At 71.0% G+C, this 14,071-nt stretch carries 15 protein-coding genes; 12 read left to right on the plus strand and 3 right to left on the minus strand.

Annotated elements, in window-relative coordinates:
- Positions 1-14 precede the first annotated feature (14 nt).
- The 8 genes from ACIQNU_RS04860 to ACIQNU_RS04895 all read left to right on the plus strand — a co-directional run bounded on the left by ACIQNU_RS04860 (position 15) and on the right by ACIQNU_RS04895 (position 7,312).
- Positions 15-1,091 (plus strand): DNA cytosine methyltransferase, encoded by a 1,077-nt coding sequence (locus tag ACIQNU_RS04860; RefSeq protein WP_401360928.1) that lies wholly within the window; start codon positions 15-17, stop codon positions 1,089-1,091.
- Positions 1,088-1,990: a bifunctional DNA primase/polymerase gene (locus ACIQNU_RS04865; protein ID WP_401360930.1), complete on the plus strand. Its 903-nt coding sequence runs from the start codon at positions 1,088-1,090 to the stop codon at positions 1,988-1,990. The genes ACIQNU_RS04860 and ACIQNU_RS04865 overlap by 4 nt, the downstream gene beginning before the upstream one ends.
- Complete coding sequence (locus ACIQNU_RS04870) at positions 1,987-2,397, plus strand: hypothetical protein (protein ID WP_401360932.1); 411 nt, start codon at positions 1,987-1,989, stop codon at positions 2,395-2,397. Before ACIQNU_RS04865 ends, ACIQNU_RS04870 begins: the two co-directional genes overlap by 4 nt.
- On the plus strand, positions 2,394-3,539 hold the full coding sequence (locus ACIQNU_RS04875) for a DUF3631 domain-containing protein (protein WP_401360934.1): 1,146 nt from the start codon (positions 2,394-2,396) through the stop codon (positions 3,537-3,539). Before ACIQNU_RS04870 ends, ACIQNU_RS04875 begins: the two co-directional genes overlap by 4 nt.
- A gap of 178 nt (positions 3,540-3,717) precedes the next feature.
- Positions 3,718-3,945 carry a helix-turn-helix transcriptional regulator gene (locus ACIQNU_RS04880; protein ID WP_401360936.1) on the plus strand — a complete coding sequence of 76 codons (228 nt, stop codon included), beginning with the start codon at positions 3,718-3,720 and terminating at the stop codon, positions 3,943-3,945.
- Between the two features lie 278 nt (positions 3,946-4,223).
- Entirely contained in the window at positions 4,224-5,489 is a 1,266-nt protein-coding gene (locus ACIQNU_RS04885; protein WP_401360938.1) for a tyrosine-type recombinase/integrase, read from the plus strand.
- Positions 5,490-5,618: 129 nt separating this feature from the next.
- Positions 5,619-7,076, plus strand: coding sequence for an aldehyde dehydrogenase (locus ACIQNU_RS04890; RefSeq protein ID WP_401360940.1), 1,458 nt, complete (start codon positions 5,619-5,621; stop codon positions 7,074-7,076).
- A 2-nt stretch (positions 7,077-7,078) separates the two neighbouring features.
- Complete coding sequence (locus ACIQNU_RS04895) at positions 7,079-7,312, plus strand: ferredoxin (protein WP_401360942.1); 234 nt, start codon at positions 7,079-7,081, stop codon at positions 7,310-7,312.
- An 872-nt stretch (positions 7,313-8,184) separates the two neighbouring features.
- Here ACIQNU_RS04895 and ACIQNU_RS04900 read toward each other — a convergent pair.
- Positions 8,185-8,805 carry a TetR family transcriptional regulator gene (locus ACIQNU_RS04900; protein ID WP_401360944.1) on the minus strand — a complete coding sequence of 207 codons (621 nt, stop codon included), beginning with the start codon at positions 8,803-8,805 and terminating at the stop codon, positions 8,185-8,187.
- Positions 8,806-9,095: 290 nt separating this feature from the next.
- Here ACIQNU_RS04900 and ACIQNU_RS04905 point away from each other — a divergent pair, with 290 nt between their 5' ends.
- The 3 genes from ACIQNU_RS04905 to ACIQNU_RS04915 are packed head-to-tail and all read left to right on the plus strand — an operon-like array spanning position 9,096 to position 12,309.
- Positions 9,096-10,499, plus strand: coding sequence for a glycosyltransferase family 4 protein (locus ACIQNU_RS04905; RefSeq protein WP_401360946.1), 1,404 nt, complete (start codon positions 9,096-9,098; stop codon positions 10,497-10,499).
- Complete coding sequence (locus ACIQNU_RS04910; RefSeq protein ID WP_401360948.1) at positions 10,493-11,242, plus strand: methyltransferase domain-containing protein; 750 nt, start codon at positions 10,493-10,495, stop codon at positions 11,240-11,242. The genes ACIQNU_RS04905 and ACIQNU_RS04910 overlap by 7 nt, the downstream gene beginning before the upstream one ends.
- Positions 11,239-12,309, plus strand: a complete 1,071-nt coding sequence (locus ACIQNU_RS04915) for a prenyltransferase (RefSeq protein WP_401360950.1) — start codon at positions 11,239-11,241, stop codon at positions 12,307-12,309. The genes ACIQNU_RS04910 and ACIQNU_RS04915 overlap by 4 nt, the downstream gene beginning before the upstream one ends.
- A 42-nt stretch (positions 12,310-12,351) precedes the next feature.
- Here ACIQNU_RS04915 and ACIQNU_RS04920 read toward each other — a convergent pair whose 3' ends face one another.
- Positions 12,352-12,645 carry a hypothetical protein gene (locus ACIQNU_RS04920; protein ID WP_401360952.1) on the minus strand — a complete coding sequence of 98 codons (294 nt, stop codon included), beginning with the start codon at positions 12,643-12,645 and terminating at the stop codon, positions 12,352-12,354.
- 311 nt (positions 12,646-12,956) lie between these two features.
- On the opposite strand from ACIQNU_RS04920, the gene erm reads away from it, so the two are divergent.
- Positions 12,957-13,727: a 23S ribosomal RNA methyltransferase Erm gene (erm, locus tag ACIQNU_RS04925; protein WP_401360954.1), complete on the plus strand. Its 771-nt coding sequence runs from the start codon at positions 12,957-12,959 to the stop codon at positions 13,725-13,727.
- A gap of 67 nt (positions 13,728-13,794) precedes the next feature.
- On the opposite strand, the gene ACIQNU_RS04930 is transcribed toward erm, so the two are convergent.
- A complete protein-coding gene (locus ACIQNU_RS04930) occupies positions 13,795-14,019 on the minus strand; it encodes a hypothetical protein (protein ID WP_401360956.1) in 225 nt (74 codons plus the stop codon).
- Positions 14,020-14,071 lie beyond the last annotated feature (52 nt).

Raw genomic sequence — 14,071 nt, forward strand, 5'->3', positions numbered from 1 at the left:
TGGAGACATCGAGCATGACGCAACCCACCGACATTCGGCGAGCCCCCGGCTCGCCACCGAGGATCGTGGCTTTGTGCGCCGGCTACGGCGGACTCGAAACCGCGATCCGCGCGGGCATCGGCGGCCAGGTCGCCGCGTTCGCGGAGAACGACCCGTACGCGGCCGGCGTGTTCGCCGCGCACCACCCCCAGGTGCCGAACCTCGGGGACATCACCGCCGTCGACTGGGACCAGGTCCGCGACCTGTACGCGCCGGACGTCATCGGCGCGGGGTTTCCGTGCCGCAACATCTCCAACGCTGGACGAAGGGACGGAATCAATGGCCAGTGGTCTCGGGTCTGGAAAAACGTCGCTCAGGCTGTGGGCGTCCTTCGACCGCACCTCGTCTTCCTGGAAAATGTGGCGGCGATCCGCTCGCGGGGGCGGGGCCTGGACGTCGTCGCCGCAGACCTGGCCGCGCTCGGGTATGACGTCCGGTGGACATGTCTACGAGCTGGTGACCCCGAAACCGGCGCCCCGCACCCGCGGGACCGCTGGTTCGCAATCGCCCATCCCGCTGATGCCGACCCCCACCACCTCGGACGGCACTGGCGGCCCCGGCACCTCCCCCAAACGCAAGGGCGGCATGAACCTGCGCACCGCAGTCACGGAGCTGCCCCTGTGGCCGGAGCAGGACTGAACCTGCTCCCCACCCCGAAGGCGTCGGACGGCCCGCACGGAGGACCCAACCAGCGCGACACGTCGGGCCGCTACTACCTGCCCGGCCAGGCCGTACGGCTCGATGCCCGGTGGGTGGCCAGTGACGGCACCGACTACGGCCCCGCCATCCACCGGTGGGAGCACATCACCGGCCGGCCGGCACCCTGCCCGACCGAGCCCGGCACCCGCGGCAACCGGCGACTGTCGCCGGCGTTCGTGGAATGGCTCATGGGCCTGCCCGCCAGCTGGGTCACCGCCGTACCCGGCATCCCCCGCAAGGAACAACTCAAGATCCTCGGCAACGGCGTCGTCCCCCAACAGGCCCACCACGCCTACGGCCTGCTCCTCAGGGCCCCCAACGCCGCCCCGCTCGCACGGGAGGCCGCGGCGTGAGCGCACACCTGCTCAACGCAGCCCTGGGCGCCGCGGAACGCGGCTGGCACGTCTTCCCCCTGCGCCCCGGCGCCAAGCGCCCCGCCCTCCACGGCGAAACCGCCTGCCCGCGTACCGGGCCCTGCGCCACCGGGCACCGCAAATGGGAGCAACGCGCCACCACCGACCCCGACCGCATCCGCGCCGCCTGGTCGCGGGCACCGTTCAACATCGGCGTGGCCACCGGCCCTTCCGGGCTGCTGGTCGTGGACCTCGACATGCCCAAGAGCAAGGACAAGGGCAATGAGGACGCGCCTTGCGGCGCGGCGACCTTCGAAGCGCTCTGCGAGCGCACCGGCCACGCCGTCCCCGACACCTACCGGGTGCGGACCGCGACCGGCGGCCAGCACCTGTACTTCACCGCCCCCGCCGGGGTGCGGCTCGCCAACACTGCGGGAACGGTAGGCCCGTTGGTCGACACGCGTGCGTGGGGCGGGTACGTCGTCGCCGCCGGCAGTATCACCCCCGCCGGGCCCTACGAAGCCGTAGGCGGCCCTGTGGCGGCTCCTCTGCCGTCGTGGCTGCTGAGCATCCTCAAACCGGCCCCCAAGCCGCCCCAGACGCCCTCGGGGGCCGTAGCGGGGCAATCCCGCCGATACGCTGACGTAGCACTCGCCAACGAGACGCAAAACCTGGCCCGTTCGCAGCACGGCGGGCGGGAAGCCGCGTTGTTCCGGGCGGCGCGAGCCCTGGGGCGGTTCGTCGCGTGGGGCGACCTCCCCCGGCACGTGGTGGAGCAGGCTCTTCAGGAGGCGGGAGAGGGGGCGGGACTGTCCGCGTCCGAGTGCCGCTCCACCCTCCGCAGCGCCCTGGACTGGTCCATCACCCACAACCGGACCGGTGCACGGGGTGCGGCATGAGTACCCCTTCCCGCCCCCGCCTGAAGAGCATCACCACCACCCCTACCAGGCCGTCCGTCGCCCCACAGGCTGTGGACACGACGGCCATGGGCGGGCCGAAGGTCGCCGCCCGCAAGGGCGTCCCCACTGCTGTTCGCCCTGACCCGCAGACGACCAACCCCGACAACCCCACCCCGGACCGGCCCGGCATCCGCATCTACGCCCCGCCCGTCTACCGCCACCACTACGACGGCGCCCGCTGGTCCAAGCGCTACGCCGACACCCCGACCGCCGCCTACGCCTGCCCCTGCGGCCAGACCGACACCGCCACCGGCCGCGACGACGTGGCCGTCCTGGTCGATGACTACGACTATCACCGCGCCACCTGCCCCCTCTGCTCCCCGCAGGAAGGAAGGGCCGCCGCATGACCGACACCATCGACGGCGCCGAACTGCTCACCGAGGTGGAAGCCTTCCACCGCCGCTTCAACGTCTTCCCCACCGAAGCCGCCTACGTGGCCGTCGCCCTGTGGGACGCCCACGCCCACCTCCTCGACGCGTTCGACTCCACCCCCCGGCTGGCGTTCCTCTCCCCGGAACCGGGGTCGGGGAAGTCGCGGGCGCTGGAGGTCGTGGAAACCCTCGTCCCCGCGCCGATGACGGCGGTCAACGCGTCCGCCGCTGCCCTGTTCCGGTCCGTGTCCAACCCCAACGGACGGCCCACGATCCTGTTCGATGAGATCGACACGGTCTTCGGGCCCAAGGCGGGCGACAACGAGGAGCTGCGCGGTTTCCTGAACGCCGGACACCGCCGTACAGGGGTCACCTACCGGTGTATCGGCGACGGCGGCAACCAGACCGTTCAGGCATTCCCCTCGTACTGCGCGGTCGCGGTCGCCGGACTCGGGAACCTCCCCGACACGATCATGACCCGCTCCGTCGTCATCCGCATGCGCCGGCGGGCCCGCAACGAACACGTGGAAGCCTTCCGCGCCCGCCTCCACGAAGCCGAAGGGCACAAGCTCCGGGACCGGCTCGCCCAATGGGCCGAACACGCCCGGGGGTTCGTCCTGGGCGCCTGGCCCGACATGCCCGACGGCGTCACCGACCGCCCGGCCGACGTGTGGGAACCCCTGCTCGCCATCGCCGACGCCGCCGGAGGCGACTGGCCCGAACGGGCACGCGCCGCATGCGTGACGCTGGTGACCGCGTCCCAGGCCAACGACAAAGGCAGTCTCGGGGTCCGGCTGCTGACCGACCTGCGTGATCACGTCATGGTCGGCATCGACCGCCTGCCCACCATCGCCATCCTCGACCGGCTCAACGCCCTCGATGACGCGCCGTGGGCCGACCTGCACGGCAAGCCGTTCGACAGCCGGCGCCTGTCGAAGATGCTCGCGGAGTACATGACCGGCGACAACGAGCCCATCGCCTCCCGCAACATCAAGACCGCCGGAAGCGTCCTCAAGGGCTACTACGCCGCCGATCTCAGGGACGCGTGGGCCCGCTACTGCCCCCCACCCCCGGAAAGTCCGCTACCTCCGCTACCCGGCACCGAAAACGCCGTCTGACCAGCGGAAACAGGGTAGCGGCAACCAGCCCCGGTTGCCGCTACCCCGCCGCTACCCGTCCGCTACCGCTACCCCTTCCCGCTACCTCGAACAGGCCCCTGACCTGCGAGGTAGCGGCGGTAGCGGAAGTAGCGGCCCTCAGAGAGGCACCCCGAAGGACTGCCCGAGGAGATTCCGTATGGCAACACCGTCCGCCACGGCCGTACTCAGGGCTGGGCTTCCGGATCGCTACCTCACCCCCGACGACATCGCCATGACGTTCGGAGTGCCCCTGGAGACCGTCTACCAGTGGCGCAAGAAGCGCACCGGACCTCCCGGTTTCCGCGTCGGCAAGCACCTCCGCTACGACCCCGCCGCTGTCCGCGCGTGGGTCAACGACCGCATGAACGAGACCGAAGCCGCCTGATCCCAACACCAGCACCTCCGGGGGGGGGGGGGGCCCCCCCCCCCCCCCCCCCCCCCCCCCCCCCACCCCCCCCAACCCCCCCCCCCCCCCCAACATTATAAAATTCTAAAAAAAAAGCACCCCCCCCCCCCCCCCCCCCCCCGGGGGGTGGGGGGGGGTGCCCCCCCCGCCCCCCCCCCCCCGCCCCCGCCCCCCCCCCGCCCCCCCCCCCCCGGGGGGGGGGGGGGCCCCCCCCGCCCCGCCCCCCCCCGCCGTCATTCCCAAGGAGTCATCCGCCCATGGCAGGCCACATCCAAGACCGCTGGTACAAGACCGAAACCACCGACGACGGCAAGACCGTCAAGGTCAAGTCCGACCGCCACGGCACCGGACTGCGCTACCGCGCCCGCTACGTCGGCCCCGACGGAACCGAGAAGTCCAAGAGCTTCCCCGATGGGCAGAAGCGCCACGCTGACCGGTGGTTGGCGCAGATCGAAGCCGACATGGCGCGCGGCCAGTACATCGACCCGAAAGCGAGCCGCACCACCTTCCAGCAGTACGCCGAACGCTGGGTAGCCGCGCAGACGACCGACATTTCTACGCGGGCGGGCACGGAGTCCCGGCTCCGGCTGCACGCCTACCCGCACATCGGCTCGCGTCCGCTCGGGTCCTTCCAGCCTGAGCAGATCCGGGCGTGGTCCCGGGAGTTGGAAGACAAGGGACTGGCTGCGTCGTACCGGCGCGTCATCTTCGCCAACGTGTCGGCCGTCTTCACGGCCGCCGTGGATGACGCGCTCATCGCCAAGAACCCCTTCCGTGCCGCATCGGTGAAGGCGCCGGCCATGGTGCCCAGTCGGGTGCGGCCGTGGACCCCTGAGCGCGTGTTCGCCGTCCGGGCTGCGCTCCCCGAGCAGTACCGCGCCATGGTGGACGCGGGGGGCGGCTGTGGCATGCGGCAGGGGGAGATCTTCGGTCTCCCCGTTGACGAAGTCGGCTTCCTCAAGGGGTGGGTACACGTCGCCTACCAGGTGAAGCTGGTCAACGGACAGGCCGTCTTCGCACCTCCGAAGCGTGGCAAGGTGCGCGACGTGCCCTTGCCCGAACGGGTGGGGCAGGCGTTCGCGGCGCACATGAAGCGCTTCCCGCCGACTGAGGTGACTCTGCCGTGGCTCGCTCCGGGAGGGCCGCAGGTGACGAAGAGGCTTCTGTTCACCGCTCCCGACGGCGGGGCGCTCCTGCGCAACCACTTCAACGTGCACGCCTGGAAGCCCGCCCTGGTGACCGCCGGGGTGCTCCCTGAGCCTGAGCCGGGCCAACGCGTCGCGGAATCGAGGGAGGACGGCACCCACGCGCTCAGGCACTTCTACGCGTCCGTTCTGCTCGACGCGGGGGAGAACATCAAGGCTCTGAGCCGCTACCTGGGGCACAGCGACCCGGGGTTCACCCTGCGGGTCTACACGCACCTCATGCCGAGCAGCGAGAGCCGCACGCGGAACGCGGTCGACGGCATGTATCGGGCGGTCGCTGAGGGCAATGACGGCCCAGGGACGGCCCACGCGGCATGAGTGCACCCCTGCCAGCGGGAAAGTCGCTGGTGGGGGCCTATCTGACCCCAGGGCTGGTTTAGTTTAACTAGAACTGGTACTAGTTCTGAGACAGTGTCAGATAGCGTCCCCCGGGAGGCGGTCACAGCCATGACCGAGCGTGTGGAACATGGACAGCTGTTCATCGGCGGGGCGTTGGCCGACCCCCTCGGCCAGGAGGTCATCGAGGTGATCTCGCCGCACACCGGTGAGGTCTTCGGCCGCGTCCCGCACGCCTCGCCCGCCGACGTCGACCGCGCCGTCGCCACCGCCCGCACGGCGTTCGACGAGGGCCCCTGGCCCCGCATGACCCTCGACGAACGCATCGAGATCGTGTCGCGGATCAAGGACGGAATCGCCGTACGGCACGAGGAGATCGCCCGCTGCATCAGCTCCCAGAACGGCACCCCGTACACATCGAGCGTCATGGTGCAGGCGCTGGCCGCGATGATGGTGTGGGACGCGGCGATCACCGTGGCGCGCGGTTTCCCGTACGAGGAGGCCCGCGACGGGATCCTCGGGAAGCTGCTGGTGCGGCGGGAGCCGGTCGGGGTCGTGGCGGCCGTGGTCCCCTGGAACGTCCCGCAGTTCACCGCCGCCGCCAAGCTGGCGCCCGCGCTGCTCGCCGGGTGTCCGGCCATCCTGAAGACCTCGCCCGAGGCGTCCCTCGACGCGTACATCCTCGGTGAGATCGCGGCCGAAGCGGGGCTGCCGGAGGGAGTGTTGTCGATCCTGCCCGCCGACCGGGAGGTCAGCGAGTACCTGGTCGGGCATCCCGGGGTCGACAAGGTGTCGTTCACCGGTTCGGTCGCCGCGGGCAAGCGCGTGATGGAGGTCGCGGCGCGCCATCTCACCCGCGTCACCCTGGAGTTGGGCGGCAAGTCGGCCGCGGTGATCCTGCCGGACGCCGACGCGGCCACCGCGGTCGCGGGCATCACGCCCTTCGCCTGGATGATCAACGGCCAGGCATGCGTGGCCCAGACCCGCATCCTCGTACCCCGTACGCGCTACGACGAGTTCGCCGAGGCGTTCGCCGCCGCCGCGAACGGGCTCAAGGTCGGCGACCCGCTCGACCCGGCCACCGAACTCGGCCCGCTGGTCGCCGAGCGCCAGCAGAAGCGCTCGCTCGACTACATCCGTATCGGCCAGGAGGAGGGCGCCAAGGTCCTTGCCGGCGGCGGCCGTCCGGCCGGGTTCGAGCAGGGCTGGTATGTCGAGCCGACGCTCTTCGGTGACGTCGACAACTCGATGCGGATCGCCCGCGAGGAGATCTTCGGCCCGGTGATCTGCCTGCTTCCGTACGGCGACGAGAGCGAGGCCGTCTCGATCGCGAACGACTCCGACTACGGGCTTTCCGGCAGCGTATGGACCGCCGACGTCGAACGCGGCATCGACATCGCCCGCCGGGTGCGCACGGGCACCTACTCCGTGAACACCTTCAGCCTCGACATGCTCGGGCCGTTCGGCGGCTACAAGAACTCCGGTCTTGGGCGGGAGTTCGGGCCCGAGGGGTACGGCGAGTACTTCGAGCACAAGATGATCCATCTGCCGGCCGGGTGGGAGGCGTAACGATGGGAGACCGCTGGGATGTCGAGGTGGACCGGGGGGTGTGCATCGGCTCGGGCATGTGCGTCTCCACCGCCCCCGCGGGCTTCCGCCTCGACCCGGCCCGCCAGTCCCACCCCCTGGACCCGGAGACGGACGCCAACGAAAACATCCTGGCAGCGGCGGAAGGGTGCCCGGTCGAGGCGATCACGATCACTCTGCGCGAGACCGGGGAGCCGGTGTTTCCGCCGGACGATTGAAACCCCTTGCGCAGGGGGCGTGACCGGTGGGGGTGGTGAGGGGCGGGGGTCCGCCACCCATTCCGCTGAGCGGGACCCCCGTGACGGTGGCGCGCCACGGCCACGGCGGGAAGGCGGTGCGGTGGCGGGTGGGGCGTGCGGGTGTTCCTGCATTCCGCCGGACCCTCGCCGTCGTGGCGCACCACGGCTGCGGCGGGAAGAGGGTACGGCGGTGGTACTTGGGGGCGAGGGTTGGGGACGGGGCCCGTGTCGTTGGTGCGGTTGTCCTGCGGCCCCGGAGGGGCAACTTTCCCGCCGCAGTGGCGGCCCGCCACGTGGGCATTTCGCCGGACTGTCGCTGTTGTGGCGCGCCGCGGCTGCGGTGGGAAGGGAGTGTGGCGGTGGTACTTGGGGGCGAGGGTTGGGGGCGGGGCTCGTGCCGTTGGTGCGGTGTCCTCTGGCCCCGGAGGGGCAACTTTCCCGCCGCAGCGGTGGCCCGCCGCGTCGGCATTCCGCCGGTCTCTCGCTGTTGTGGCGCGCTACGGCTGCGGCGGGAAGGGAGTGCGGCGGTACTGGTTGGTGGCGAGGGTTGGGGGCGGGGCTCCTGCCGTCGGCGCGATGTCCTCCTGCCCCGGAGGGGCAAACCTTCCGTCGCAGCGGCGGTCCGCCACGGTCGTGGCGGGAAGGGAGTGGGACGGTGCATGGGTGGTGGGGGTTCTGCCCCGCCGGGGCACCTTCCCGCCGCAGCGGCGGCCCGCCACGTTGGCGCGTGTTCGGCGGAATGGGTGGCGGGCCCGGCCTCGGGCAGTGTCCTTCCCATCCGGCGGAAAGCCACGGGCAGGGCCTCGCCCACGGGTGAGGCAGGCGGGGGGCACCGGGGAACTCCGGTGCCGCTACTTCCGGGGAGCCGGTTCCGTGAGGTCGATGAGGCGGCAGACCGTTTCGATGTCTATCTTCACCTGGGCGATCGACGCCCGGCCGGAGAGCCAGGTGATGAGGGCCGAATGCCAGGTGTGTTCGATCACGCGGACCGCGGAGAGCTGCTCGGGCGTCGGGTTCTCCAGACCCATCGCGTCCAGGATGATCGCCGTGGTCTGGCGGGACACCTGGTCCACCTCGGGGCTGACCGACCGGTCGGCGAAGGTCAGGGCGCGCACCATGGCGTCCGCGAGATGCGGCTCCCGCTGGAGCGCGCGAAAGGCCCGCATCAGGGTCTCCGCGACCCGCTCCGCGGGCGCCTCGGCCCCCGGCGGACGCTTCCGCAGCGTCGAGTGCAGATGCTGCAACTGGTCCTGCATCGTCGCGACCAGCAGATGCACCTTCGAGGGGAAGTACCGGTACAGCGTGCCCAGGGCGACGCTCGACGACTCGGCGACCTCCCGCATCTGCACCGCGTCGAAGCCGCCCCGGCTGGCGAGTTGGGCGCTGGCGTGCAGGATGCGCCGGCGGCGCGCCTCCTGGCGCTCGGTGAGAGGAGGCGATGCCGGATCCGACGGCTTGGCTTCCGCTGTCATCTGTCCCGTTCCATGGCGGTCGTCCGTGTTCGTCAGCGTTCGTCGGTTTTCGTCTGCGTTCACATCGATTATGAAGGAATGTGCACCGAACTGAACCAAAGGGGACCAGGGTCCCGGCCGCACAGCATGGCAGGGCCCTCAGCCGTGGCGCGAATCACCTGGTCCCGCCGACCGCCGGTGGCTACCTGCCGGTAGATTCAGAGCTTCTTGAACGATCAAGTCTGAAACTTGTTCTACATTAGCGCCCACGCGTAGGGTCGCGTGGAATCGCCGCGAGAAGGGGGCCCGGAGTGACCGCTGAGGCCATGGAAGCAGGCCCTCGTGCCTCCATGGAGACAGGCCCCCCGGCGGACGGAGGCAGGCCACTGCGCATCGCACTCCTCACCTATAAGGGCAACCCGTTCTGCGGCGGCCAGGGCGTCTACGTACGCCATCTCTCCCGCGAACTGGCCCGCCTCGGCCACCGCGTCGAGGTCATCGGCGCCCAGCCCTACCCCGTACTCGACGTGCTGGACGGGGACGACGGGAACGACGGCGATCCCGTACTCACCGATCCCGCCCTCACCGAGCTGCCCAGCCTCGACCTCTACCGCCAGCCCGACCCCTTCCGCACCCCCGCCCGCTCCGAATACCGCGACTGGATCGACGCGCTGGAGGTCGGCACCATGTGGACCGGCGGCTTCCCGGAGCCGCTGACGTTCTCGTTGCGCGCCCGCCGCCATCTGCGCGCCCGGCGCGGCGACTTCGACGTCGTCCACGACAACCAGACCCTCGGGTACGGCCTGTTGGGCGACCTCGGCGCCCCGCTCGTCACGACGATCCATCACCCCATCACCGTGGACCGCCGGTTGGAGCTGGACGCGGCCGACGACTGGCGGCGCCGCGCGTCCGTCCGCCGCTGGTACGCGTTCACCCGGATGCAGAAGCGCGTCGCCCGCCGCCTCCCGTCCGTTCTCACCGTCTCCGGCTCGTCGCGCCAGGAGATCGTGGACCACCTCGGCGTACGGTCCGAGCGGGTCCACGTCGTCCACATCGGCGCCGACACGACCCTCTTCTCACCGGACCCGTCGGTGGCCGAGGTACCCGGCCGTATCGTCACGACCTCCAGCGCGGACGTCCCCCTCAAGGGCCTCGTCCACCTCGTCGAAGCGCTCGCCAAACTCCGTACCGAACGCCCCGACGCGCACCTCGTCGTCGTCGGCAAGCGGGCCGAGGACGGGCCGGTCGCGGGCGCCATAGAGCGGTACGGGCTCCAGGGCGCCGTCGAGTTCGTCAAGGGCATCTCCGACGCCGAGCTGGTCGACCTCGTCCGCTCGGCCCAGGTCGCCTGCGTCCCTTCGCTGTACGAGGGCTTCTCGCTGCCCGCCGCCGAGGCGATGGCGACCGGGACACCGCTCGTCGCGACCACCGGCGGCGCCATCCCGGAGGTCGCGGGCACCGACGGCGAGACCTGCCTCGCGGTGCCTCCCGGCGACGCGGGAGCCCTGGCCGCCGCGCTCGGCCGCCTCCTCGGCGACCCGGACCTGCGCACGCGCCTCGGCCACGCCGGACGCGAACGGGTCCTCAACCACTTCACCTGGGCGCGGGCCGCGCGCGGGACGGTCGACCACTACCGTGACGCCATCGGCCGCTCGCCGGCCACCGATCCCGGCCGCCCGGCGGCGGCCCCGCTGGGGAGCAACCACGCATGCTGACCGTCGACTTCACCCGCTTCCCGCTCGCCCCGGGCGACCGCGTCCTGGACCTCGGCTGCGGCGCGGGCCGGCACGCCTTCGAGTGCTACCGGCGCGGCGCCCAGGTCGTCGCCCTCGACCGCAACGGCGAGGAGATCCGCGAGGTCGCCAAGTGGTTCGCCGCGATGAAGGCGGAGGGCGAGGCGCCCGAGGGCGCCACCGCCACCGCGATGGAGGGCGACGCGCTCGCGCTGCCGTTCCCCGACGAGTCCTTCGACGTCGTGATCATCTCCGAGGTGATGGAACACATCCCCGACGACAAAGGCGTACTCGCCGAAATGGTCCGCGTCCTGCGCCCCGGCGGCCGGATCGCCGTCACCGTCCCGCGCTACGGCCCCGAGAAAGTGTGCTGGGCGCTCAGCGACGCGTACCACGAGGTCGAGGGCGGCCATATCCGTATCTACCGCGCCGACGAACTGCTCGGCCGGATGCGCGAGGCGGGCCTGAAGCCGTACGGCACGCACCACGCGCACGGACTGCACTCGCCGTACTGGTGGCTCAAGTGCGCGTTCGGCGTCGACAACGACCGGGCGCTGCCGGTCCGCGCGTACCACAAGCTCCTCGTCTGGGACATCATGAAGAAACCCCTGGCCACGCGGGTCGCCGAGCAGGCGCTGAACCCGCTGATCGGCAAGAGCTTCGTGGCGTACGCGACCAAGCCGCACCTGCCCGCGCCGCACCTGCCCGCGGCGGTCACCTCGTGACCACACCCCGGACAGAACATCTCGTACTGCCCGGGGTCCTCACCGCGGATGAGGCCGCGGCCACCGTCCGGGGCATCCTCGCCGTGCAGCGCGAGGACGGGGCGATCCCGTGGTTCCGCGGCCACCATCTCGACCCGTGGGACCACACCGAGGCCGCGATGGCACTCGACGCGGCAGGCGAGCACGAGGCCGCGGCGCGCGCCTACGCGTGGCTGGCCCGGCACCAGAACCCGGACGGCTCCTGGTACGCCGCCTACGCGGACGGCGACTTCGAGCAGGTCACGGACCGGGGCCGCGAGTCCAACTTCTGCGCGTACGTCGCCGTCGGCGTCTGGCACCACTACCTCGCCACCGGCGACGACGTGTTCCTCGACGTGATGTGGCCCGTCGTGTACGCCGCCGTCGAGTTCGTCCTCGCGCTCCAGCGGCCCGGCGGCGAGATCGGCTGGAAGCGCGAGGCCGACGGACGCGCCGTCACCGACGCGCTCCTGACCGGGAGTTCATCGGTGCACCACGCGCTGCGCTGCGCGCTCGCCATCGCCGAACAGCGCGAAGAGCCGCAACCCGACTGGGAGTTGGCGGCGGGCGCGCTGCGGCACGCGATACGGCGCCATCCCGAGCGGTTCCTCGACAAGGACCGGTACTCGATGGACTGGTACTACCCGGTGCTCGGCGGCGCGGTCACCGGTGCGGAGGCCACCGCGCGGATCGCGGCGGGCTGGGACCGGTTCGTCGTACCCGGGCTCGGGGTGCGCTGTGTGGTGCCCAACCCGTGGGTCACGGGCGGTGAATCGGCCGAACTCGCCCTCACTCTGTGGATGGTGGGCGAGTCCGACCGCGCGCTGGACGTCCTCCAGTCGATCCAGCATCTGCGGGACCCCGCGTCGGGCCTGTACTGGACGGGGTACGTCTTCGACGATCGCGCGACCTGGCCCGAGGAACTCACCACCTGGACGGCGGGTTCCCTGCTGCTCGCCGTGGCGGCGCTCGGCGGCCATGAGGCGACGTGCGCCGTGTTCGGCGGGGAGCGGCTGCCGGTGGGGCTGGATCCGGACTGCGGCTGCTAGGACCTGTCGTAGGCCCTTTGGGTACGGGTCCGGGTGAGGGTGCTACCGGCGGTGGAGGCGGTTGGCGATGGCGTGGCCCACGAACAGGTAGACCACCGCCGCAAGCCCGTAGCCCGCCACGACCCGGGCCCATGCCTCGTCGAAGGTGAACAGGTCGTGCGACCAGCCCGCCAGCCAGTCGGCGAGGTGGTGGACGAACTGGACGAGGTCGTTCCCGCGGTTCGCGTCGAGCAGGTACATCAGGATCCACAGTGCGAGGATCACGGCCAGGACATCGGCGACGAGCGCGATGACCGTCCCGGCCTGGTTGGCTCCCTTGCGCGTATGAGACGACATGCTCTGCGCCTAGCCCCGATCGCAGGGGCCAAACCTCAACGGTCCTTGAGGGGGGTGCCGGCGCGAGCGGGAAAATCAGTTGCGGAGGGCCCAGGACGGCCGGGTACGGTGATCGGCATGTGCTGTGGATTCTCGGTATTCGTAGGGATCGCGCTGATTCGCGAGCGCCGCGTCTAGCGGCGGCCCTTCGACGCACCGATCCGCGCTTCGACGTGCGTGCGTAGCGAAAAGTACCGCCGCTCCGGAGAGACCTCGCCGGGCGGCTCCTCTTGTGCTGCCCGGCTTCCCCCCGAAGCCGTGGAGTTCCAGCAATGCCCACCTCCTTTTCTCGTCCTGGCCGCCATGAACTCGGCCAGAACTTCCTGCACGACCAGTCCGTCATCCGCTCCGTCGTCGACCTGGTCGCGCGAACAGACGGACCCGTCATCGAGATCGGTGCCGGGGACGGCGCGCTGACCCTGCCGTTGCAGCGGCTGGGCCGGCAACTGACCGGGATCGAGATCGACGACCGGCGCGCGGCACGGCTCGCGCGCCGTACCCACCCGTCGACCGCGATCGTCCACGCGGACTTCCTCCGCTACGCCATGCCCGCGACCCCGCACGTCCTGGTGGGGAACCTGCCCTTCCACCAGACCACGGCGATGCTGCGGCACATCCTCGGCGCACCCGGTTGGACCGAGGCGGTCCTGCTGGTGCAGTGGGAGGTCGCGCGGCGCCGCGCGGGGGTGGGCGGGGCGACCCTGATGACGGCCCAGTGGTGGCCGTGGTTCGAATTCGGCCTGGTCCAGCGGGTCTCGGCTGCGGCTTTCCGCCCGCGCCCCGGAGTCGACGGCGGCCTGATGACGATGGCCCGGCGCCCGTACCCCCTGCTCGACCGCAGGGACCGCAAGCGGTACCAGGACTTCGTGCAGCGGGTGTTCACGGGGAAGGGGCGGGGGCTGCCGCAGATCGTGACGAGTGCGGTGCCGAATGTGTCGCGACGTCAGGTCGAACGTGCGTTGAGGGAGTCGGGGGTGGCGTCGGCCGCCCTGCCGAAGTCCTTGACGGCGCAGCAGTGGGCGGAACTTTTCCGTTCGGTGTAGGTGTGGTCGGTCGAGGCCGAGGTTTTCGACACGCGAGCGAAGGTCGGGGCGGCACCGAAGCGGTGAGTCAGCCGAACAGTGACCAACCTCTCACCACCGCTGTCACCGCACCGGCCACCGCCAGGCAGGCCCACACGAGCCTCAGGTGATCCGGTGTGAATCGAGGGCCGGGCGGGCCGCCTGGCGTCACCATCGCGATGATGTCGTACACCCGAAGGGCGAGATTGCGGTAGTCCAGAGCTATCAGCGAACCGAGAACGAAAAGCGCCACGGCCCACACGAAATGAATCATTCGATCTCCAAACTCCGGACCGCCCCGGGCACCGGTATGCAGGTGTGCCCGG

It is taken from the genome of Streptomyces sp. NPDC091292, from assembly GCF_044757265.1.
Classification (GTDB): domain Bacteria; phylum Actinomycetota; class Actinomycetes; order Streptomycetales; family Streptomycetaceae; genus Streptomyces.

Excerpts from the sequence above, each read along its gene's own strand:
- ACIQNU_RS04860 (WP_401360928.1), top strand. The coding sequence starts at position 15 with ATGACGCAACCCACCGACATTCGGCGAGCCCCCGGCTCGCCACCGAGG.
- ACIQNU_RS04870 (WP_401360932.1), top strand. The coding sequence starts at position 1,987 with ATGAGTACCCCTTCCCGCCCCCGCCTGAAGAGCATCACCACCACCCCT.
- ACIQNU_RS04875 (WP_401360934.1), top strand. The coding sequence starts at position 2,394 with ATGACCGACACCATCGACGGCGCCGAACTGCTCACCGAGGTGGAAGCC.
- ACIQNU_RS04880 (WP_401360936.1), top strand. The coding sequence starts at position 3,718 with ATGGCAACACCGTCCGCCACGGCCGTACTCAGGGCTGGGCTTCCGGAT.
- ACIQNU_RS04885 (WP_401360938.1), top strand. The coding sequence starts at position 4,224 with ATGGCAGGCCACATCCAAGACCGCTGGTACAAGACCGAAACCACCGAC.
- ACIQNU_RS04890 (WP_401360940.1), top strand. The coding sequence starts at position 5,619 with ATGACCGAGCGTGTGGAACATGGACAGCTGTTCATCGGCGGGGCGTTG.
- ACIQNU_RS04895 (WP_401360942.1), top strand. The coding sequence starts at position 7,079 with ATGGGAGACCGCTGGGATGTCGAGGTGGACCGGGGGGTGTGCATCGGC.
- ACIQNU_RS04900 (WP_401360944.1), bottom strand. The coding sequence starts at position 8,805 with ATGACAGCGGAAGCCAAGCCGTCGGATCCGGCATCGCCTCCTCTCACC.
- ACIQNU_RS04910 (WP_401360948.1), top strand. The coding sequence starts at position 10,493 with ATGCTGACCGTCGACTTCACCCGCTTCCCGCTCGCCCCGGGCGACCGC.
- ACIQNU_RS04920 (WP_401360952.1), bottom strand. The coding sequence starts at position 12,645 with ATGTCGTCTCATACGCGCAAGGGAGCCAACCAGGCCGGGACGGTCATC.
- erm (WP_401360954.1), top strand. The coding sequence starts at position 12,957 with ATGCCCACCTCCTTTTCTCGTCCTGGCCGCCATGAACTCGGCCAGAAC.
- ACIQNU_RS04930 (WP_401360956.1), bottom strand. The coding sequence starts at position 14,019 with ATGATTCATTTCGTGTGGGCCGTGGCGCTTTTCGTTCTCGGTTCGCTG.